Origin of the sequence: Rhodococcus tibetensis (assembly GCF_024438035.1) — a bacterium.
Taxonomy (GTDB): domain Bacteria; phylum Actinomycetota; class Actinomycetes; order Mycobacteriales; family Mycobacteriaceae; genus Rhodococcus_F; species Rhodococcus_F tibetensis.
In genome coordinates this window covers 243,592-263,896 of sequence record NZ_JANFQF010000002.1, presented here as the reverse complement: position 1 = coordinate 263,896, position 20,305 = coordinate 243,592, and the positions used below count along the sequence as shown (strand labels likewise).

The window sequence follows — 20,305 nt, the reverse complement described above, 5'->3', positions numbered from 1 at the left end:
CGATCGCTATCGCGGTCAAGTGTGAGCCTGATCGAGGACCGATCAGGAAATGCCACCGCCCACTTTAATGCAACTTGTTGCATAATGAAAAGTTGAGGTAGATGATCGTTGTGTCCGCTTGCACTCCGGCCGGAGTGCAAGCGGAGCGCCATATTACGCACTGAGCTGGGAGAAGTGACGATGACTCGAGTGGATGATCGATCGATGGCGGGCCCGACGGAGGCCGAGCTACAGTCGGCAGGGCTCCGATTCACACAGAGCGGGCCGATCGGCGAGATCACGCTGTGCACACCTGAACGACGCAATACGCAGAGCCCGGCAATGTGGCGAGCACTCGCCGCGTTGGGGCGGACGATGCCGACTGACATTCGGGTGGTCATCGTTCGCTCTGAAGGGCGTAGTTTTTCGGCCGGTTTGGATCGATCGATGCTGAAAGGCCCCGGATCTCCGCAAGACGCTGCCGACGACGAGACCCTCACCGGTCTACTCGACGGTTCCGACGTGACGATCGCGCGCACCATACGTGAGTATCAAGATGGTTTCATGTTTCTGCGCGACTCGAACTTCATCTCGATTGCCGCTGTCCAGGGACACGCTGTCGGTGCCGGCTTCCAGCTCGCACTCGCGTGCGATCTCCGGATTGTGGCCGACGACGCCATCTTCTGCATGAAGGAGCCCGCACTCGGCCTGGTGCCCGATCTGACCGGGCTCGCACCCCTCGTCCGGCAAGTCGGGTACGGCCGCGCGCTCGAAATCTGCGTCCGTGCACGCGATGTCGGCGCCACAGAGGCACTCTCGCTGGGACTGGCCCACAGTGTGGTCCCTGTCAGCGATCTCGATATCGAGGCCCAGGCCATGGCTCATTCTCTTCTGCAGGCAGATACCGCCGCCGCCCGAGAGGTCAAGCAGCTGGTGCAGTCGGCCGAGGTCGTGAACCTGGAGCATCAACGGCAGCTCGAGGCTGCGGCCCAGACACGCTTGCTACGCGCCCTCGCGGCTACGGCGGACGGGTCCGACCGACGGTTCTGAAACGATATCCCGACACATCTGCCTTGCCCCTAACCGTGGACCACCACGATTGCTCAGGGGTTCAGTCCGATCCTCGACGCGATCCCGCTGAAGGATCTGACTCGCTGCGCGAACAGCGGCACACCCGACGACGGATCAACCAGCGGTTGGTCGACGTGCACAGCATCACAGTCGAGTTCGTCGCATGCGGTGAAAGCCGATGTCGAGCAACGTATTCAGCATGCCACCGACGGAGACGGACGCGCCTCGGCGAAGGTATTCTTCCCGCAAATTGACATCATTGTCACCAGGCGAAGAGCACCTTCCCGACTCGGTCGGCCTGGGTGGCGTGAACCAGGGCATCCTGGTACTTCTCGAGCGGGTAGGTGGCGGCGATGGGGACCCGCAGGGTGCCGTCGGCGACGAGGGCGGCGAGCCGGGCATAGGCGGCGGTGAACTCCTCGCGAGGCGCTGTGTCGAGCCAGCCCTTCTGCCAGAAGCCCCGGACGTGAAGATCGCGGAAGATGAGGTCGCCCGGTCGGACGACGACCGGGGCGCCGCTCATTCCTCCGTAGCTGACGAGGGTGCCTCCGTGGAGGAGCCAGGGAGCGAGTTCCGCGACCACGTCCCCGGCGGTCGCGTCGAGCAGGAGCGAGATCCGCTCGTCCCCGAGCGCCTTCTTCAGTTGCTCACCGAGATTCGGTCCACTGACGACAACGGCGTCGGCGCCCAACTCCAGAAGCTCCGCGGCTACCTCGGGGCGGCGCACTACGTTGAGAGTGCGGTAGCCGGCCTGCTTGGCCAGGGTGATGACGGAGCGGCCCACAGCAGAGTTGCCGCCAGTCTGTCCGACCCACCCGCCCGACGGGACATCGACGAAGCGACGGAGCAGGAGATCGGCAGTCAGGGGGTTGACGCCGAGCATCGCGAGCTGGAGGACATCGGCCGCCGGATCGACCACGATGGCGTCGTCCTCGTCGATCGCGATCTGGTCCTGCCACGTGGCGTGCTTCAGGGTGGGGATGATCAGGACCCGCTCGCCGATGCGGACAGGATCGACTGCAGGGCCAACGGCGACGATTCGACCGACGCCTTCGGTGCCCAGGGTGGCGGGCAGGGCTGGGCGATGCCCATAGAGTCCCCTGATGAGGAGCAGGTCCGACGGGTTGATGGGGGCGGCTTCCAACGCCACGAGCACCTGTCCTGCTCCGGGTTCGGGAGTCTCCGACTCGATCAGCTCCGGGGCCGTGCTCGGCTTCCCGAAGGCCCGCATGTGCAACCTCTTCATCGTTACCTCCGGTCAATGGTCGAAAGACCAAGTAGTGCGTTCTTTGACAGTCCAAGGCGGCCACGGCGTGACCACGGCCCTGAACAATCCTGGTCGAGCGCACGTGTGGGGGCGCCGGATGCGCCACAGTCGCGCGGCACCCTTCTCCTGCCAGTCTTTCCGTTGGTCACAGGGCTTCAGCGTAGGCGGCTCGTAGCGAGACCTTGTCGATCTTGCCGACGGCGTTCTTGGGGATGGCGTCAACCACGAAGAACGAGGTCGGCCGCTTGTAGCCGCTGAGGTGTTGCTCAGTCAGCGCAGTCAGCGTCGCAGGATCGACGCTGACGCCTGATCGCGGTTGGACGTAGGCGACGACCACCTCTCCCCACTTGTCGTCGGGTACACCGATAACGGCCGCCTCGAGGACAGAAGGATCGGCCGTCAGGACGTCCTCGATCTCCTTGGGGTAGATGTTCTCGCCGCCACGAATAATCATTTCTTTCAATCGTGCGACCAGGAACAAGTAGCCGTCCGCGTCGAGGTAGCCGACGTCGCCGGTGTGCAACCAGCCATCCACGATCGTCTTCGCCGTCTCCTCCGGCCGACCGAGATAACCAGACATGACATTGCGGCCACGCACGATGACCTCACCAATCGTGCCGGGCTCGAGCACCGTGCCCACCTCGTCGACGATTCGGATCTCCTGACCCGGGAGGGGACGCCCCACGCTGCCGAGTCGCGGAGCCGCGAGGGGGTTGATGGTAGAGACGCACGTTCCTTCGGACAGCCCGTAGCCCTCGATGAGGCGGAACCCGAACCGAGCCTCGAAGCGGGTCAGCAACTCCGCCGAGGCGGGTGCGGCACCGCAGAGCCCGTACCGCAAGGACGACGTGTCGGGTCGAACATCGACCGGCAGCGCATCGAGCATGTTGTAGATCGTGGGCACCGCGCTGAAATAGGTGGGGCGCTCCTGCTCGACGAGGTCGAAGAAGGTCTTGGGATCGAACCGGTCGGCGATGGCGACACTGCCGCCTGCGCGCAGCGGCGTGAGTACGTTGATCATGATGCCGAAGACATGGAAGAGCGGCAGGATCAGCAAGCAGCGGTCCGCCGGCCCCACCTCGAGCCACTGGCACGCCATGTCCGTCATTGCGTCGATGTTGGAGTGGGCGAGCATCACTCCTTTCGGTACCCCCGTCGTGCCGCTGGTGTAGATCAAGAGAGCCAGCGCGGACCCGTCCAGTTGTGGTGCCGGATCCAGCCCCATCCCCTCTGAGTACAGGTCGTCGACGGCGAGCGTCGCGACGCCCGCCGCTGCCGAACCGTCCTCGACGACAAGCAGACGTGCGCCCGAATCGTGCAGCTGTCGTGCGACCTCGCCGTCGGTAAGGCTCGGATTGACCGGGGTGACGACGGCGCCGAGCCGCCAGGCCGCGAACAGCAGGAGCACGAACTCGATGCGATTCGTCAGCTTGACCGCCACGACATCATCAGAACCGATTCCGACGTCGGAAAGGTGTCGGGCCGCGCCCCGGATTCTGGTCAGCAGCTGGGCATTGGTGAGCGACTGGCGCCCATCGGATACCGCCGGCCGATCTGGGCTCGATTCGGCACGACGGTCGGGCAGAGACGCGAAGTTCATGGCAAGGCCACCTAACATGGTGTGCGAGTTCGATCGAGGTCGGAATCACCGCGTACCAGCCATATTCCGTCGGCGGCAGCAGGGCGGAGCCGCCCACTCCTCCCATGGAGCCCCCGGAAGACGGAATCGGTTCCGGCACAGTTGGGGCGCTGCCGCCTGCGGTGACCGATTCTCCGACCGCCTTGGAGGTCCGCCACAGGTGTCGTGGTTGGGGACGAACACAAACCTACGAATGCGCGAGCGGCGGCGCATAGGACAAATGCGCCGCACCCCGGTATAGGTGTGCCACCGCCGGTGAGCGGGTACCCGTCAGGCGGCACTTCGGTGCGAATCGCGCCACTGCGCGTGGATGTGTGCTCCTGTTGACATTTGGCCACAACGACTAGACGATTCAGTCTAGTCGTCGCCTCCCACGTCGCTGGCGCGAACTCACCATGGACAAGGAGCCACTTCATGAGTCACGACCGCAAGCCCGGCGAGGTCACACTCGAGACAGACGGCAACATCGCGATCATCACGGTCGAGAACGAGTCCAAAATGAACTCCTACACGCCGGACATGATGCGCCAGCTCGCCCAGCACCTGACCACATTCGACGAGGACGACTCCCTGTGGGTCGCGGTGTTCCGCTCCGCCGGGAAAAACACCACCGCAGGCTTGGACATGCCGAAGTTCTTCGGTCCTGGAGCAGACGCGGACATCGACCCGGCTCTGGTCGATCCGTTTGCTCTGGGGCGGCGGGCAACCAAGCCGATCGTGGCCGTGGTTCAGGGCATCACCTTCACCGTCGGCATCGAGATGATGTTAGCCGCCGACATCGTGGTTGCCGCCGACACCGCGCAGTTTCAGCAGCTCGAGGTCGCCCGTGGCCTCGCACCCCTCGGTGGCGCCCATTTCCGTTACCTGACCCGGACCGGATGGGGCAATGCGATGTACCACCTGCTCCGGGCCGACAAGTTCGACGCCCAGCGCGCCCTCGAGCTCGGCTTCGTCCAAGAAGTCGTGCCTTTCGGCCAGCACATCGAGCGCGGGATCGAACTGGCCCGCGAAATCTGTGCCAATGCCCCACTCGGCGTTCGAGCCACCAAGGCTTCCGCCCTGAAGTACCTCGAACAGGGCGAGTCGGCCGCCGTCGCCGCGATCGACGACGTGAAGGGCGCCGTCTTCGACAGTCACGACTTTCAAGAGGGTATCCAGTCGTTCATCGAGCGCCGCCAGGCCAACTTTCAGGGCAAGTAGTCGCAGCGGAGAACGACCCGAATTCCATTACTACCCAAACAGTTCGCCCCAAGGTGTAAGGAAAGTGACATGAGTTGCAACCTGTTTTCCATGGCCGGTAAGGCCGGGAACCCGACATGACGAATCTGAGCTTCGACTACACCGGCCGCACCGTGGTCGTGACCGGCGCCGGACAGGGGATCGGCAAGGAGATCGGCGCGCTGTTCGCCGGCGCCGGCGCCGACGTGTTCCTTGTCGATCTGGACAAGGAAGCCCTCGACCAGGCCGCCAGTGAGATCACCGCCCGCAGCGTGGTCGCCGACGTGAGCGACACCGACGCGGTTCAGCGGATCGTCGACGCGGCGGTGTCCGAGACCGGACGTCTCGACGTGGTAGTCAACAACGCCGGCATCCTGCGCGACAATATGTTGTGGAAGCTGACCGACGATGACTTCGAGAGAGTTCTTGCCGTCCACGCCGGAGGCACGTTCCGGATGACCCGCGCGGCTGTCCCCCAATTCCGCGCCCAGAACTACGGCCGGGTCATCAATGTGACCTCCTACACCGGTCTGCACGGCAACATTGGACAGTCCAATTACGCCACGGCCAAGGCCGGGATCATCGGCTTCACGAAGACTGCCGCCAAGGAATTGGCGGGCTTCGGCGTCACGGTCAACGCGATCTCCCCCAACGCCGACACACGCATGATCGCCGGCATCCCTGAGGCCAAGAAGGCCGAAATCGCCCGGCAGATCCCCGCGGGACGTTTCGCACCGCCCAGTGAAATGGCCGCGGCGGTCGCCTTCCTCGCATCCGAGGAAGCCGCATACATCACGGGCACCGTGCTGCCTGTCGACGGCGGGATCTCGATGTGACCACTACACTCAACTCGTTAGACGACATTCGAGCAGCGGCCGGCACCGACCTCGGCAACAGCCGCTGGTTCGAGCTCACCCAGGACCGCATCAACGGTTTCGCGGACACGACCGAGGATCGCCAGTGGATACACGTCGATCCCGAGCGAGCCGCCGGTGGGCCGTTCGGGACGACCGTGGCCCACGGCTTCCTGACCCTGTCCCTGATCGCCCCGATGTTCGAAGACGTCATCCCAGTGCCCTGGGCAACGGCCGGAATCAACTACGGGCTCAACAAGGTCCGGTTCCCGGCCCCGGCACCGGTTGGCAGCCGCGTGCGAGGACTTATCCGGCTCCTGGAAGTCACCGACATTTCCGGTGGCGTCCAGATGATCAGCCAAATCACCATCGAGCGCGAAGGATCGGACCGGCCAGTGTGCGTAGCCGAGTCGGTGACCAGAATCCTCGCCTGACACGCTGGATCTACGACAAACAGCTTCGCTCTCGGACCATCTGCTCGCATGTGGCCGACTCAACCTGTGCTGCAGTTCGATTCGGTTCCGCGGCCCACCGACTCGTGTGCCGGTGTCGCTCACGCGCGGTACACGCTCACCAACCTCCAGCGACAGTGCGGAGACCCCGGTTGCCCGTTTCGGCGTGATTGTTGGCGCACCGGTACCAGTAGAGGGCGCACTCGTTCTATCAGAGCCCGCTCGTGCATTCCTAGGTTGGCAGTGTCCGACACACAACCCGGCGTGAAGAGGAAAAGCACATGAATCGCGAAGACATCGAATTCAAGGGTGAAGGCGACGTCACCCTCCGCGGCTGGTTCTACCCGGCGCAGAACACCACCACCCCGGCACCGGTCATCGTCCTGACGCACGGCATGTCCGCCGTCAAGGAAATGTACCTGGACGACTACGCCAGCGTCTTCGCCGAAGCCGGCCTCAACGCGCTCGTCTACGACCACCGCAACTTCGGTGACAGCGACGGAACTCCTCGTCAAGAGCTCGACCCGGTACTCCAGTACCGGGACTATCGGAACGCGATCACCTACGCCACCACCCGCCCCGAGGTCGATGAGTCCAAGGTCGGCGTCTGGGGCTCGAGCTTCTCCGGTGGAATCGGTCTGATGGTCGCGGCGATCGACAAAAGAGTCAAGGCGGTCGTCGCCCAGGTGCCCATGATCTCGGGTCCGGCCACGTTGGACCGGCTGATCCGGCCGGACTTCCTGCCCCACGTCCGTGGGAACTTCGACGCCGACCGTCTCAACCGGTTCGCCGGTGGTGAGCCCGCGACGCTCCCGGCCGTCTCAGCCGACCCGATGGGGCAGGCCGCGATGCCCCAGCCCGATGCCTACGAGTGGTTCACCAAGGTATCGGCGGACCGGGCTCCGAACTGGAAGAACGAGATGACGGCGCGCAGTCTGGAGATGGCCGGCGAATTCGACCCCGGCAGCTTCATCAGCCAGATCTCGCCCACGCCGCTGCTGATGATCATCGCCGACGAGGACGCGTGTACGCCTTACGCTCTCGCGTTCGACGCCTACGAGCGGGCCCGCGAGCCCAAGCAGCTCGTCGTCACCCATGGCGGACACTTCGACTTCTACGAAGGTCCCGGCTTCGACGAGGTCTCCGGCGCCGCACGCGAGCACTTCGTCAAACACCTACGCGCCTGATCGATCCGTGGCTTCCAGGCGAGAGCCTGGAAGCCACACCCGCGTCCCGGGGCCGGGGAGGACCTGTCCGATCAGGGGCCGGCAAAGGACGTGTCACTTCCGTACCACCACCGGGCGCGTTGGTTCTATCAACCAGCAAGCGCGCCTTTCTACCGTGAATTGTCGTCAGCGCCCGCAGCCGCCGCCACTGACCGACCACTGCAACCGGAGGTTTCCCCATGACTACCGACACCACTTCCACGGTCCCCACCCACGCCCCCGCGGTCCCCATCCGCGCCACGGTCTTCGTCAGCCGCTGGCCCAACGTCCCCGCCGTCGAATTTCCCGGCATTCCGGACGGCACCTTCTCCCCCACCACCGCCATCCTGATCAGCGGCGAAACCGAAGTAGTCCTGATCGACGCGCTCTACCTCAAAGACGACGTCCAGGACCTCGGCGACCTGATCGAACGCACCGGCAAGAAACTCACCACCATCTACATCACCCACGACCACCAGGACCACTACCTGGGCATCGGACCCCTCAAGGAACGGTTCCCGGACGTCAAATGCGTGGCATTGCCGCACGTGATCGAGTCCATGAAAGAAACCATGGACATGCAGACCATGCAGTGGAACCTGCTCTTCGGCGACGCCGTCATCCCAGCCGGCCCGCTCCCCGAACCCCTCGACGGCCACACCCTCTACGTCGACGGCTCCCCGCTCAACATCATCGAGGTGAAACAAGCCGACGTCCACCCCACCACCATCGTGCACATCCCCGACATCGACACCGTCATCGCCGGTGATTCCATCTACAACGAGATCTACCCGATGCTCGGCCTGTCGACTCCCGCCGAATGGCAGGACTGGCTCGACACCATCGATATCGTGGAAAAACTCCAACCGAAGATGATCGTGTGCGGACACCGCAGACCCGACGGCGACGACTACGCCGTCGACACCATGATCGCCCAAACCCGTTCCTACATCCAGGACTTCATCGCCGCCTTCCCAGCCGCGAAGGACGCCGACGACCTCATCGCCACCATGTCCGCCAAATACCCCAACCACGCCAATCTCTGGACCCTGCAATTCTCCGCAATCAACGCGATCGCCGCCCGCGACGGCGCGCAATAACACAAAAACACCACACCCCGACCCGGCCGACCACACCCACCGGTCCGGGTCCCGCCAAGCCCCTCCGCTCCCGACCGCGCCCCGACCCGATAGGTACGCCATGCATTTCGCTTCCCTGCCCGACCACCGCGCCGATCTGGACCCGCACGGGCCGGCGATCTCCGACGGGCGGCAGTCGCTCACCAACGCCGAGCTGCTCACTCGTGTACGCGCGGCCTCACATCACCTGCACGACCTCGGGATCGGAGCCGGCGACGTCGTCGCCGTGAAACTGACCAACCGCCTCGAGTTCGTCGTGCTCCTCTTCGCAGCCTGGCGGATCGGCGCCACCATCACACCTGTCAATCCCAGCATGACCGACATCGAAGTCGAACGACAACTACGCGACTCCCAGGCACGCCTGCTGGTCGTCGAGGACGACTCGACCACACCGGACACCCCCACCCTCAGCGCCGACACCCTCTACACCGACCCTGCAGGGTTCGATCCGGCACCGATCCTGGACCCAGCCGCCCTCTCGCTACTCGTCTACACCAGCGGCACGACCGGCACACCCAAGGGCGTCATGCTCGACCACAGCAACATCGAGGCCATGGCCGAAATGATGGGGGTGGCACTGGCGCTGGGGCCAACGGACCGCTCCCTGCTGATCTTGCCGCTCTTCCACGTCAACGGCATCATCGTCAGCATCCTCTCACCACTACTCGCCGGCGGCAGCGCCGTCATCGTCGGCCGGTTCGACCCCAAAACCTTCTTCGACCTCGTTGAACGTGAACGTCCCACCTACTTCAGCGCGGTACCCACGATCTACAACATGCTCGCCGCGCTCCCCCCCGAACTCGTCCCCGACACCACGTCACTGCGATTCGGGGCCTGCGGAGCCGCACCCGCCTCAGACGTACTACTGACCCGGTTCGAAACACGCTACGGATTCCCACTCATCGAGGGCTACGGACTCTCCGAAGGAACCTGCGTCTCCACCTGCAACCCCGTCCACGGCCCCCGCCGCGCCGGCAGCGTCGGACTCCCCCTCATCGGTCAGGAAATCCGGATCGTCGACGACAACGGCACCGAACTGGCCAACGGCGAGGACGGTGAGGTCATCGTCCGAGGCCCCAACATCATGCGCGGCTACCTCGGTCGCCCCGAAGAAACAGCACGCACTCTCGTCGACGGCTGGCTCCACACCGGCGACGTCGGCCACTTCGACCCCGAGGGCTACCTCATCCTCGTCGGACGGTCGAAAGACATGATCATCCGCGGCGGAGAGAACATCTACCCCAAAGAAATCGAAGACGTCCTGACCACAGACCCCTCGGTCCTCGAAGCCGCCGTGATCGGTGTCCCGGACGAGAAATGGGGCGAGATCGTCGTCGCCTACGTCCAACCACGACCAGGCTCCACCATCGACACCACAGCACTGACCACACTCTGCGAACAACACCTCACCGGCTACAAACGACCCACCGCCTACATAATCAAAGCCATCCCCAAAAACGCCGTCGGCAAGATCGACAAACCCACCCTACGAAGCACGCACGCCGAAGCCAGCACAGCCCGCGTTGGTAGTTGACGGAGCGTTGGGGTGCACGAGCGACCGCGTTGAGCGGGACTGAAATTCACAAACAGAATCTGCGTCGGTGCCGATCCAGACACCCACGCACTCTGCTCCAGCCAGGCTGCACGGCCTGAACCAAGCGGTCTGAGCGTCAGCACTATCGCGTTGCTTCTTCAAGCTGAACGTATCGCCGTCGACATTGTGAGGAGCCCGATCGATGAAGCTAGCTCTCTACCTCCCGAACTTCCGCGACCACGTGACACTTCAAGAGCTCGAAGATCTCACCGTCCTCGCCGAGGACCTCGACTTCGACTCGGTGTGGACACTCGACCGGATTGTCGTCCCCGAAACCTCCGACCGGGCGGAACTACAATACCCGTTCGGCATGATGACCGACCTGCCCAATAGCGTGCCGGTCATCTCGCGGGGCAAGTGGTTTCAAGGGATGACTCTGATCCCATGGCTGGCCGCGAAGACTCAGAAGGTGCGGATCGGCATGAGCATCATCGACACCCCGTACCGTTCCCCCGGAGTCCTCGCCGCAGAACTCGCCACCCAGGACCACCTATCCAACGGCAGGCTCAACGTCGGGGTCGGGGCGGGCTGGATGCCCGAGGAGTTCGCGGCCGCCAGCGTCCCGCACCTGTTTCCCCGCCGACACGGGCATGTGCGCGAAACGATTGAGATCATGCAGGGCATCTGGTCCAACGAGTTATTCGAGTACCACGGCGAATTCGCCGACTTCCCGCTATCAGGGTTCGGTCACAAGCCGATCCAAAAGCCCGGTCCGCCGATCTACTTCTCAGGCCTCAAGGACCCCAAGCGCTCTGCAAAGCGGATCGCGAAGTACGGATTGCAGGGCTGGATCGGCATTCAGGACTCCCCCGAAGACATCAAGCGTTGGAAGGGTGAGATGAAGCGCGAGCTGGACGAACTCGGCCGGGACTTTCCCGAGGGCTTCGACATGTGCAGCATGATCTGGTTCGTCATCACCGATGAGCCGGTCGATCAGAGCCCGGCGGGCAAGGCCACGAACTTGCTTGCGGGTACGGCTCAACAAATCGAGGACAGGCTCAAGAGCTACAAGGAGGCAGGCTTGACAATGCCGCTTCTGTGGCCACCATTCAGGGACGTGCCGACCTCGAAGACCATGGACGACCTCAAACGTCTGACCGAGGAAATCATGCCCAAGGTCAACGCGAGCTGAGCTGTGGATCGTTGACGGCTACGGAGGTTGACGGAGCGCGAATCGTGTAGCGCTGAACCGGAGACTCTGCAACGACCAACCGGAGGAGCGGTTCGCCGACCAGGCGGACCGCTCCTCGCTCATTCGGTCAAGCACCTCGAAGACAGGGCACCTTGGCCGGGGCGTCAGCCACAGGCAACTCCCTCGCCGCCGATCAGATGCTGGCGGCCAGTTCCGCGCCCTCCCGAATAGCGCGTTTGGCGTCCAGTTCAGCAGCGACCGACGCTCCCCCAATGAGGTGTGTGGGTATCCCGCGTGTCAGCAACTCGTCGTAGATGTCACGCTCGGGCAATTGTCCGGCACACACGATGACCGTGTCCACGTCCAGCGTGGTGGCGCGACCGTTCACGGTGATGTGCAGACCGGCGTCGTCGATGGCCTCGTAAGTAACCCCCGACATCATCTCCACTCCGCGAGACGCAACGTGTGCCCGGTGGATCCAGCCAGTGGTCAACCCGAGGCCCGCACCCACCTTGTCGGTCTTCCGCTGAAGCAAATAGACCCTGCGTGCGGATCCCCGTTTCACCGGTGCCCGCACTCCGCCCGGAACATCCGGATCGACGTCCACTCCCCAGTGCTGGAAGAAGTCCTCGCGTGCATCCGTATCGGACGATTCCTCGTTGGTGACGAACGCGGCGATATCGAAACCGATGCCGCCGGCACCGATGATGGCGACTCGCTCACCGATCGGTGCCCTTCCGCGAAGGACATCGACATAGCTGACCACCGACGGATGCGACGCTCCGGCGATCGAGATGTCGCGTGGCTTCACTCCCGTCGCGAGGACGATTTCGTCGAAATGCTCGGACACCAACAGTTCGGCGTCAGCCTGCATCTTCAGCCGGATCGAGACACCCGCTTCCTCGAGTTCACCCTCGTAGTATCTGATCGTCTCGCGATACTCCGACTTACCCGGGATACGCCAAGCCAGATCGAACTGCCCGCCCAGCGTGGGACGGCTTTCGAACAGTGTCACCTGGTGGCCCCGTCGGGCGGCGAACGCACTGAATGCCATCCCCGCAGGTCCGGCCCCCACCACGCCGACACGTTTGCCAACCTTCGGCGGCGTGACCAGCAGCGTGAGCTCATGACCTGCACGGGGATTCACCAAGCAGGTCGTCGTCTTTTCGGCCAACGTATGGTCGATGCACGCTTGATTGCAGGCGATGCAGGTGTTGATGCGGTGCGCCCTCCCGGTGCGCGCCTTGTTCACGAAGTCCGGGTCAGCCAGCAGCGGACGCGCCATGGATACGAGGTCCGCAGAACCGCTGGCCAAGATGGCCTCCGCGAGTTCGGGAGTGTTGATCCGGTTGCTCGCGACGACCGGAATAGTCACGGCCGCGCGGATCTTCGCCGAGTAGTCTCGGAACGCTCCCGCAGGCACCGGTGACGCGATCGTCGGGATACTCGATTCGTGCCAACCGACGCCGGTGCTCAGAATCGACACCCCGGCCTGCTCGAGTTGCCGCGCCAGTTCGATCGTCTCGGTGAATGTGGAACCGTCCGGAACCAAATCGGCGACGGAGATCCGGAAAGAGATCAGAAAGTCTTCGCCGACCGATCGGCGGGTGCGGCGCACGATCTCGAGGGCGAACCGCGCCCTGTTATCGAAGTCCCCGCCCCATTCATCGAGCCGGAGATTGGTACGGGGTGCGAGGAATTCGTTGATCAGATAGCCCTCAGACCCCATGATCTCGACACCGTCGTAACCTGCGGACTGCGCCAGCACAGCCGCGGCCGCGAAGTCGTCGATCGTCTCTTCGATCTCGACCGGGTCCATCTCGCGCGGAACGAAACGATTGATCGGCGCTCGCACGGAACTCGGCGCCACTAGATCGGGATGCTTGGCATAGCGGCCGAAATGCAGCAGCTGCAGCACTATTCGACTGCCCGCGTCGTGCACCGATCGTGTCACCAGCTGGTGCCGCCGTACGTCGTCGGCGGTGGACATCGTCGCGCCCACCTCGAACGGCCTGCCGGCGTAGTTCGGAGAGACGCCGCCGGTGACGATGAGCCCGACACCGCCCCGTGCACGCTCGGCGTAGAACTCTGCCATCCTCTCGAATCCGCCTTCGACTTCTTCCAAGCCCAGGTGCATCGAACCCATCACTACCCGATTCGGCAGGGTCAGCGGCCCCACCTCCAGCGGTTCGAACAGTCTGCGGAAGGCGGTCATCGTCTCGTCCTTTGTTAGAGGCCATGTGAAGTCTTGTTGCGAACACTAGCTTTTGTGCAACTTGTTGCACAAGTAGGAACGAAACAGCGCATGCGTAAAGTTGGCGGCGTTTACATCACCGGACCATCAACGGAGGTCAGCAATCGATGTCGCTGAGGTGCGCGATCCTGACGGCGCTCGTGGAGCGCCCCTCCACGGGCAAGGAGCTCACGCGACGCTTCGACTCGTCCATCGGCTACTTCTGGCATGCCACCCACCAGCAGATCTATCGTGAACTCGGGAACATGACCGACGACGGTCTCATCCAGCCGCATGCCAGCCAGGTGAAAGGCAGGGGCGCACCTCGCACATACGAGATCACCGAAACAGGCGTGCGGTATCTACGAGAATGGGTTGGCACCGGGCAAGAGCCGGTGCCCCTCAGGGATCCGCTCCTCGTGCGCATGCGCGCCGCCGCCGTTCTGGGCGACGTCGACCTGACGGACGACATTCACCAGCATTTGGACTATCACCGGTCCCTTCTCCAGACGTACCGCGACATCGAGGATCGAGACTTCAACGGCCCCCTCACGACGCGCCGACAACGCCTCCAGCACCTGATCCTGCAGGCAGGCATCGATATCGAACTGTCCTGGACCGAATGGTGCGCGAAAGCGGCAGAGCAACTGGCGACCGAGCGGGCCGACCGGCATCGTCGCTGATCCTGACCGACGCCGCGGATCGATTGACCGTTTCGGCGTGATTGTTGGCGCACCGGTACCAGTAGAGGGCGCACTCGTTCTATCAGAGCCCGCTCGTGCATTCCTAGGTTGACAGTGTCCGACACACAACCCGGCGTGAAGAGGAAAAGCACATGAATCGCGAAGACATCGAATTCAAGGGTGAAGGCGACGTCACCCTCCGCGGCTGGTTCTACCCGGCGCAGAACACCACCACCCCGGCACCGGTCATCGTCCTGACGCACGGCATGTCCGCCGTCAAGGAAATGTACCTGGACGACTACGCCAGCGTCTTCGCCGAAGCCGGCCTCAACGCGCTCGTCTACGACCACCGCAACTTCGGTGACAGCGACGGAACTCCTCGTCAAGAGCTCGACCCGGTACTCCAGTACCGGGACTATCGGAACGCGATCACCTACGCCACCACCCGCCCCGAGGTCGATGAGTCCAAGGTCGGCGTCTGGGGCTCGAGCTTCTCCGGTGGAATCGGTCTGATGGTCGCGGCGATCGACAAAAGAGTCAAGGCGGTCGTCGCCCAGGTGCCCATGATCTCGGGTCCGGCCACGTTGGACCGGCTGATCCGGCCGGACTTCCTGCCCCACGTCCGTGGGAACTTCGACGCCGACCGTCTCAACCGGTTCGCCGGTGGTGAGCCCGCGACGCTCCCGGCCGTCTCAGCCGACCCGATGGGGCAGGCCGCGATGCCCCAGCCCGATGCCTACGAGTGGTTCACCAAGGTATCGGCGGACCGGGCTCCGAACTGGAAGAACGAGATGACGGCGCGCAGTCTGGAGATGGCCGGCGAATTCGACCCCGGCAGCTTCATCAGCCAGATCTCGCCCACGCCGCTGCTGATGATCATCGCCGACGAGGACGCGTGTACGCCTTACGCTCTCGCGTTCGACGCCTACGAGCGGGCCCGCGAGCCCAAGCAGCTCGTCGTCACCCATGGCGGACACTTCGACTTCTACGAAGGTCCCGGCTTCGACGAGGTCTCCGGCGCCGCACGCGAGCACTTCGTCAAACACCTACGCGCCTGATCGATCCGTGGCTTCCAGGCGAGAGCCTGGAAGCCACACCCGCGTCCCGGGGCCGGGGAGGACCTGTCCGATCAGGGGCCGGCAAAGGACGTGTCACTTCCGTACCACCACCGGGCGCGTTGGTTCTATCAACCAGCAAGCGCGCCTTTCTACCGTGAATTGTCGTCAGCGCCCGCAGCCGCCGCCACTGACCGACCACTGCAACCGGAGGTTTCCCCATGACTACCGACACCACTTCCACGGTCCCCACCCACGCCCCCGCGGTCCCCATCCGCGCCACGGTCTTCGTCAGCCGCTGGCCCAACGTCCCCGCCGTCGAATTTCCCGGCATTCCGGACGGCACCTTCTCCCCCACCACCGCCATCCTGATCAGCGGCGAAACCGAAGTAGTCCTGATCGACGCGCTCTACCTCAAAGACGACGTCCAGGACCTCGGCGACCTGATCGAACGCACCGGCAAGAAACTCACCACCATCTACATCACCCACGACCACCAGGACCACTACCTGGGCATCGGACCCCTCAAGGAACGGTTCCCGGACGTCAAATGCGTGGCATTGCCGCACGTGATCGAGTCCATGAAAGAAACCATGGACATGCAGACCATGCAGTGGAACCTGCTCTTCGGCGACGCCGTCATCCCAGCCGGCCCGCTCCCCGAACCCCTCGACGGCCACACCCTCTACGTCGACGGCTCCCCGCTCAACATCATCGAGGTGAAACAAGCCGACGTCCACCCCACCACCATCGTGCACATCCCCGACATCGACACCGTCATCGCCGGTGATTCCATCTACAACGAGATCTACCCGATGCTCGGCCTGTCGACTCCCGCCGAATGGCAGGACTGGCTCGACACCATCGATATCGTGGAAAAACTCCAACCGAAGATGATCGTGTGCGGACACCGCAGACCCGACGGCGACGACTACGCCGTCGACACCATGATCGCCCAAACCCGTTCCTACATCCAGGACTTCATCGCCGCCTTCCCAGCCGCGAAGGACGCCGACGACCTCATCGCCACCATGTCCGCCAAATACCCCAACCACGCCAATCTCTGGACCCTGCAATTCTCCGCAATCAACGCGATCGCCGCCCGCGACGGCGCGCAATAACACAAAAACACCACACCCCGACCCGGCCAACCACACCCACCGGCCCCGGCGCCACAACCCCTCCGCTGGTATACGCGAGCATCGGCAGCGCGGCCGGGTCAGAGCACCTTTCGTGATTCATACGCGGTGTGACCACAATCAGCGCGAATGCCCGAAGGGGTCTGTCCAGACAACGGTGTAACTGGTTGATTTGTAGCTACTTTCGTCCGGTGGACAGGCGTCCGTCAAAGGTGATCTCGCAGGCATTCAGTGCGCTGCCTTCCATCGGTTGGACCACCGTTGGCGAGCGGTGCCCGTGGGGTCGCGGCTCATGATGGCCAGGTACACGCACTTCAGGGCCGCGGCCTCAGTCGGGAAATGGCCGCGGGCTTTCACGGCCCCGCGAATTCGGGCGTCGACCGACTCGATCGCGTTGGTCGTGTAGATGATCTGCCTTACCGCGTGGTCGAACTGCAAGAACGGCACGAACTCGGCCCAGGAGTTGGTCCAGAGCCGGATGCTCGCGGGATAGCGTTTCTCCCATTTCTTACTGAACTCGGCGAACCGGTCCAGCGCGGCCTGCTCCGACGGCGCGGTGGAGGTACCTCCTTGCATGTAGTGCTTGGGGGAGAGACCCGTTTGAGGTCCTTGGCGATCTCGGCCCGGTCCTTGCGAGAGGCGTAGGCGTAGGTGTTGCGGAGGAGGTGCACCACACAGGTTTGCACGATAGCCTGCGGCCACTTGTCCGATCGAGTCGGGAAGATACTTCAGACCGTCGCACACGACTATCAGAACATCCTGCACACCGCGGTTTTTCAGCTCCGACAACACCCGAAGCCAGTGCTTCGCCCCTCCCCGTCGCCGTGCTCGCCGGCCCATAACCCTGGAGGTACCTCCCGCTCGCGGGGGCGGATGTCTCGGGTGCGGTCCACGGTCACGCCCATCACGACCGGGGTCCCTCCCGCTTGCGGAGGAGGATGCAGTCGATGAACAGCACCGGATACACCGGATCGAGCGGCCGGTTCTGCCACTCGCGCATACCGTCCATCACCCGTTCGGTGGGGGTACCTAGGTACCTCCCTGCACGCAGTGCTTGGGGGAATCGTTGAGATCATCTGCTTGGACACCTCGGCGTCATAGACCTCGGCCATGTGCGCAGAAATCTCACCGGTGGTCAATCCCTTGGCAGACAGCGAGATCACCATGTCTTCCACCCCGGTGAGCCGCCGCTGCCGCTTGGCCACGATCTTCGGCTCGAAACTCGACTCGCGATCGCGTGGAACTTCCAGCTCGACCGGTCCGGCCTCGGTCAACACGGTTTTGGCGCGTCTGCCGCCCACGGGAGTTGCCGCTGCCCCGGCCGACCGAGCCATTCTTGCCGTAGCCGAGGTGGTCGTCCATCTCGCCCTCGAGCGCGGACTCGGCCACCAGCTTGGTCAACCTCGCCAGCAACCCACCGTCTCCGGTGAGCTGCAAACCCTCGGCCCGCGCCTGATCCACCAGCTCCTGCAGCCGCGCGTCGCTGACACCCACACGTGCCGAGTTCGACTCGGCCTCACGATCAATCACATCAGTCATAATGGTGCATCTCCTTTCAGAGTTACACCGTTGTTCTTACAGTCCCGCGGCGGGACGGATGTGGTGAGGGGTCGGCGAAGAAGCCGCAGACGAGTTGCGGTGGGGGTGCCATCGATGATCGAACGCAGCGTCTACATAGATCTGATACTTGGTACCACAACCCGTGGCATCAGCGCGGGATGAACGTCTCGCAGATACCCGAAGTCTATTGCTGCACTGCAGGTTCCACCCCCACCACACGAATGACCGTACATCGACACTGGACTGCAACGTCGAGGAGGCGATCCAACCCGGCCCGGGTCTCCCACACTCTCGATCCACGCCGCCACCGCACGCCCCCTCAACACAGCAAGGTTTGCATTATCGAGTTTGCGGCATCACTCTCTCGCGCAACATGATCCAACCAGACGCCGGCCAAATAGCCGAGGTACTTACATAGAAATAGTAACGGTTCTTCGACGGCCGGATCCGGGCAAGATCGCCTGGACCGGCCGTTGTGCGCGTTATTGCCATGCCCCGCCGGCGCAGTTCTCGGGCGTAGAAATACCGTCACCCGTCGCCCTGGTCCTATTGACGGGGACGTGACATTCGTAATGTTGGTTGTGGCTTAGACCACACCGATGGTCGGGTTGCCAGCTTCGAAGGACAAGGAGAACGACATGCCGATGTGGAAGATTTACGTGCCGGAAGGTGCGTACAGCAAGGAACAGAAGAAGGCGTTCACGGACGCGATCACCGACACCTACGTGGACTTCGCGGGGCTGCCGCGGTTCTACGTCGTGGTCGTCTTCCATGACCAGCCGGTTGACTCCATCTGGATCGGCGGGGAACCGGCGAACGATTTCGTCCGCATCACGATCGATCACATTGCCCGCCGTATGCCGGAGTCGGACGATTTCCGGGATATGACCATGGCCGCTTTCGAGGACGCAATCGCGCCCCACGTCAAGGACCGCGGTTTCCGCTGGGAGATCCATATCGACGAAACCCCGATCCAACTGTGGCGGACCAATGGGATCAAGCCGCCGCCCGGAGATTCGGACGCGGAGCGGGAATGGGCGCGCCTGAACGCCGCCGTCGAGTGGGAGATGGTCTAGCGGCTCGAGCCGCGTCGAGGGTGGGCGTCTGCGCAGATACCGCCGGACATTTCGACTACCCGACCGCGTCAACACATTCGCACCTGCCCGCACGAGCCATACAGACACACTCGTCCAGCGCGCACGCCGATGTGACCTTGCCACGGTCAGAGCAACCCACACAGCTTTTCGTAGCCTCGTTACAACTTTCATTATGAGTCCACGGCAACGTCGTTGCCGCCCGGTCGTCCCACGGCCGTCACGAGAGGAATCAAAAGAATGTCCCCATCGCCCAGCGCCGAGGACCTGTACAAGTTCATCGGACTGACGTTCGAACAGGCCAAGAGCGACCCGAAGCTCGTCGAGAAGCTCTCGAGCACCGAGGGGGTACTCAAGGTGGTCACCACCGAGCCCAACGGCGTCGTGATCATCGACATCCCGCGCATGACCGCCGTCCAGGGCAGCGCCGACGCCGAGTCGGACTGCACACTCCGCATGACCGGTGAATTCGCGAACCGCTTCTGGCAGGGCGACCTGAATCTCCTCTTGTCCGTGACGTCGGGTGCGATCGGCATCGAAGGGAAGATGGCCACCCTGGCCAAGGCCATTCCGGCAGCCAAGGAACTCTTCCCGACATACATCAAGCTGCTGACGGACGCCGGCCGGGCGGACCTACTCGTTTGATCGTGCCGTTCGAACGATGGAACACCGCGTCGTGACGGACGATTCGGTCTCGACGCTCGACCTCCGCCAGGTCGAGCGTCGAGACCGCCGGACAGCGTGGGAGCGGGCGATGGCGGGCCGGCTGGTGCCGATGGGCGTCGACCTCTCGGCCGACTCGGACGAACACAACCACGGGATGTTCCGATCCCTCGACCTCAGCGATATCAAAGTCACCCAATGGGAGTGCCCTGAGCTCAAACTCCTTCGCACGAAACGAATGGTTGAGACGACGGACACTGAGGCGCTGATTCTCCTCACCGCATCGGCGGGGAGTCAGTTTCGAATGGGATTCAGGCACCGCACGTAT

At 63.5% G+C, this 20,305-nt stretch carries 16 protein-coding genes and 1 pseudogene; 13 read left to right on the top strand and 4 right to left on the bottom strand.

The window, feature by feature from the left end:
- The first annotated feature begins 180 nt into the window (after positions 1 to 180).
- Entirely contained in the window at positions 181 to 1,029 is an 849-nt protein-coding gene (locus tag NOF53_RS03950) for an enoyl-CoA hydratase/isomerase family protein (RefSeq protein ID WP_308213776.1), read from the top strand.
- A gap of 283 nt (positions 1,030 to 1,312) precedes the next feature.
- Here NOF53_RS03950 and NOF53_RS03945 read toward each other — a convergent pair whose 3' ends face one another.
- On the bottom strand, positions 1,313 to 2,296 hold the full coding sequence (locus tag NOF53_RS03945; protein WP_255965730.1) for a zinc-dependent alcohol dehydrogenase family protein: 984 nt from the start codon (positions 2,294 to 2,296) through the stop codon (positions 1,313 to 1,315).
- 166 nt (positions 2,297 to 2,462) lie between these two features.
- Positions 2,463 to 3,917: a class I adenylate-forming enzyme family protein gene (locus NOF53_RS03940; protein WP_255965728.1), complete on the bottom strand. Its 1,455-nt coding sequence runs from the start codon at positions 3,915 to 3,917 to the stop codon at positions 2,463 to 2,465.
- A gap of 453 nt (positions 3,918 to 4,370) precedes the next feature.
- Between NOF53_RS03940 and NOF53_RS03935 the strand changes: the two genes are divergently transcribed.
- The 7 genes from NOF53_RS03935 to NOF53_RS03905 all read left to right on the top strand — a co-directional run bounded on the left by NOF53_RS03935 (position 4,371) and on the right by NOF53_RS03905 (position 11,550).
- The gene (locus NOF53_RS03935; RefSeq protein WP_255965726.1) at positions 4,371 to 5,156 is read left to right on the top strand and encodes a crotonase/enoyl-CoA hydratase family protein; all 786 of its coding nucleotides are present in this window, start codon (positions 4,371 to 4,373) and stop codon (positions 5,154 to 5,156) included.
- Positions 5,157 to 5,272: 116 nt separating this feature from the next.
- Positions 5,273 to 6,010: an SDR family oxidoreductase gene (locus NOF53_RS03930; RefSeq protein ID WP_255965724.1), complete on the top strand. Its 738-nt coding sequence runs from the start codon at positions 5,273 to 5,275 to the stop codon at positions 6,008 to 6,010.
- Positions 6,007 to 6,462, top strand: a complete 456-nt coding sequence (locus NOF53_RS03925; RefSeq protein ID WP_255965722.1) for a MaoC family dehydratase — start codon at positions 6,007 to 6,009, stop codon at positions 6,460 to 6,462. Before NOF53_RS03930 ends, NOF53_RS03925 begins: the two co-directional genes overlap by 4 nt.
- Before the next feature lie 299 nt (positions 6,463 to 6,761).
- The gene (locus tag NOF53_RS03920; protein ID WP_255965714.1) at positions 6,762 to 7,667 is read left to right on the top strand and encodes an alpha/beta hydrolase; all 906 of its coding nucleotides are present in this window, start codon (positions 6,762 to 6,764) and stop codon (positions 7,665 to 7,667) included.
- Positions 7,668 to 7,885: 218 nt separating this feature from the next.
- On the top strand, positions 7,886 to 8,785 hold the full coding sequence (locus tag NOF53_RS03915) for an MBL fold metallo-hydrolase (RefSeq protein WP_255965713.1): 900 nt from the start codon (positions 7,886 to 7,888) through the stop codon (positions 8,783 to 8,785).
- A gap of 100 nt (positions 8,786 to 8,885) precedes the next feature.
- Positions 8,886 to 10,358, top strand: a complete 1,473-nt coding sequence (locus NOF53_RS03910; protein ID WP_255965721.1) for a class I adenylate-forming enzyme family protein — start codon at positions 8,886 to 8,888, stop codon at positions 10,356 to 10,358.
- A 202-nt stretch (positions 10,359 to 10,560) separates the two neighbouring features.
- Entirely contained in the window at positions 10,561 to 11,550 is a 990-nt protein-coding gene (locus tag NOF53_RS03905; RefSeq protein ID WP_255965719.1) for an LLM class flavin-dependent oxidoreductase, read from the top strand.
- A gap of 193 nt (positions 11,551 to 11,743) precedes the next feature.
- On the opposite strand, the gene NOF53_RS03900 is transcribed toward NOF53_RS03905, so the two are convergent.
- Complete coding sequence (locus NOF53_RS03900; RefSeq protein WP_255965718.1) at positions 11,744 to 13,765, bottom strand: NADPH-dependent 2,4-dienoyl-CoA reductase; 2,022 nt, start codon at positions 13,763 to 13,765, stop codon at positions 11,744 to 11,746.
- 146 nt (positions 13,766 to 13,911) lie between these two features.
- Here NOF53_RS03900 and NOF53_RS03895 point away from each other — a divergent pair, with 146 nt between their 5' ends.
- From NOF53_RS03895 to NOF53_RS03885, 3 genes are all read left to right on the top strand, one after another.
- A complete protein-coding gene (locus NOF53_RS03895; RefSeq protein WP_255965716.1) occupies positions 13,912 to 14,466 on the top strand; it encodes a PadR family transcriptional regulator in 555 nt (184 codons plus the stop codon).
- Between the two features lie 152 nt (positions 14,467 to 14,618).
- On the top strand, positions 14,619 to 15,524 hold the full coding sequence (locus tag NOF53_RS03890; RefSeq protein ID WP_255965714.1) for an alpha/beta hydrolase: 906 nt from the start codon (positions 14,619 to 14,621) through the stop codon (positions 15,522 to 15,524).
- Between the two features lie 218 nt (positions 15,525 to 15,742).
- Positions 15,743 to 16,642: an MBL fold metallo-hydrolase gene (locus NOF53_RS03885; protein WP_255965713.1), complete on the top strand. Its 900-nt coding sequence runs from the start codon at positions 15,743 to 15,745 to the stop codon at positions 16,640 to 16,642.
- 196 nt (positions 16,643 to 16,838) lie between these two features.
- Here the strand turns inward: NOF53_RS03885 and NOF53_RS03880 are convergent.
- Positions 16,839 to 18,199: pseudogene (locus NOF53_RS03880) on the bottom strand (IS256 family transposase).
- A 659-nt stretch (positions 18,200 to 18,858) separates the two neighbouring features.
- On the opposite strand from NOF53_RS03880, the gene NOF53_RS03875 reads away from it, so the two are divergent.
- Positions 18,859 to 19,296, top strand: coding sequence for a tautomerase family protein (locus NOF53_RS03875; protein ID WP_120660776.1), 438 nt, complete (start codon positions 18,859 to 18,861; stop codon positions 19,294 to 19,296).
- 258 nt (positions 19,297 to 19,554) lie between these two features.
- The gene (locus NOF53_RS03870) at positions 19,555 to 19,959 is read left to right on the top strand and encodes an SCP2 sterol-binding domain-containing protein (protein WP_255965709.1); all 405 of its coding nucleotides are present in this window, start codon (positions 19,555 to 19,557) and stop codon (positions 19,957 to 19,959) included.
- The last annotated feature ends 346 nt before the right edge of the window (positions 19,960 to 20,305 follow it).

Bases quoted from the DNA above. Each gene is read 5' to 3' on its own strand.
- NOF53_RS03930 (WP_255965724.1), top strand. From the start codon at position 5,273: ATGACGAATCTGAGCTTCGACTACACCGGCCGCACCGTGGTCGTGACC.
- NOF53_RS03910 (WP_255965721.1), top strand. From the start codon at position 8,886: ATGCATTTCGCTTCCCTGCCCGACCACCGCGCCGATCTGGACCCGCAC.
- NOF53_RS03895 (WP_255965716.1), top strand. From the start codon at position 13,912: ATGTCGCTGAGGTGCGCGATCCTGACGGCGCTCGTGGAGCGCCCCTCC.
- NOF53_RS03870 (WP_255965709.1), top strand. From the start codon at position 19,555: ATGTCCCCATCGCCCAGCGCCGAGGACCTGTACAAGTTCATCGGACTG.
- NOF53_RS03890 (WP_255965714.1), top strand. From the start codon at position 14,619: ATGAATCGCGAAGACATCGAATTCAAGGGTGAAGGCGACGTCACCCTC.
- NOF53_RS03950 (WP_308213776.1), top strand. From the start codon at position 181: ATGACTCGAGTGGATGATCGATCGATGGCGGGCCCGACGGAGGCCGAG.
- NOF53_RS03905 (WP_255965719.1), top strand. From the start codon at position 10,561: ATGAAGCTAGCTCTCTACCTCCCGAACTTCCGCGACCACGTGACACTT.
- NOF53_RS03935 (WP_255965726.1), top strand. From the start codon at position 4,371: ATGAGTCACGACCGCAAGCCCGGCGAGGTCACACTCGAGACAGACGGC.
- NOF53_RS03940 (WP_255965728.1), bottom strand. From the start codon at position 3,917: ATGAACTTCGCGTCTCTGCCCGACCGTCGTGCCGAATCGAGCCCAGAT.
- NOF53_RS03915 (WP_255965713.1), top strand. From the start codon at position 7,886: ATGACTACCGACACCACTTCCACGGTCCCCACCCACGCCCCCGCGGTC.
- NOF53_RS03875 (WP_120660776.1), top strand. From the start codon at position 18,859: ATGCCGATGTGGAAGATTTACGTGCCGGAAGGTGCGTACAGCAAGGAA.
- NOF53_RS03885 (WP_255965713.1), top strand. From the start codon at position 15,743: ATGACTACCGACACCACTTCCACGGTCCCCACCCACGCCCCCGCGGTC.
- NOF53_RS03900 (WP_255965718.1), bottom strand. From the start codon at position 13,765: ATGACCGCCTTCCGCAGACTGTTCGAACCGCTGGAGGTGGGGCCGCTG.
- NOF53_RS03945 (WP_255965730.1), bottom strand. From the start codon at position 2,296: ATGAAGAGGTTGCACATGCGGGCCTTCGGGAAGCCGAGCACGGCCCCG.
- NOF53_RS03920 (WP_255965714.1), top strand. From the start codon at position 6,762: ATGAATCGCGAAGACATCGAATTCAAGGGTGAAGGCGACGTCACCCTC.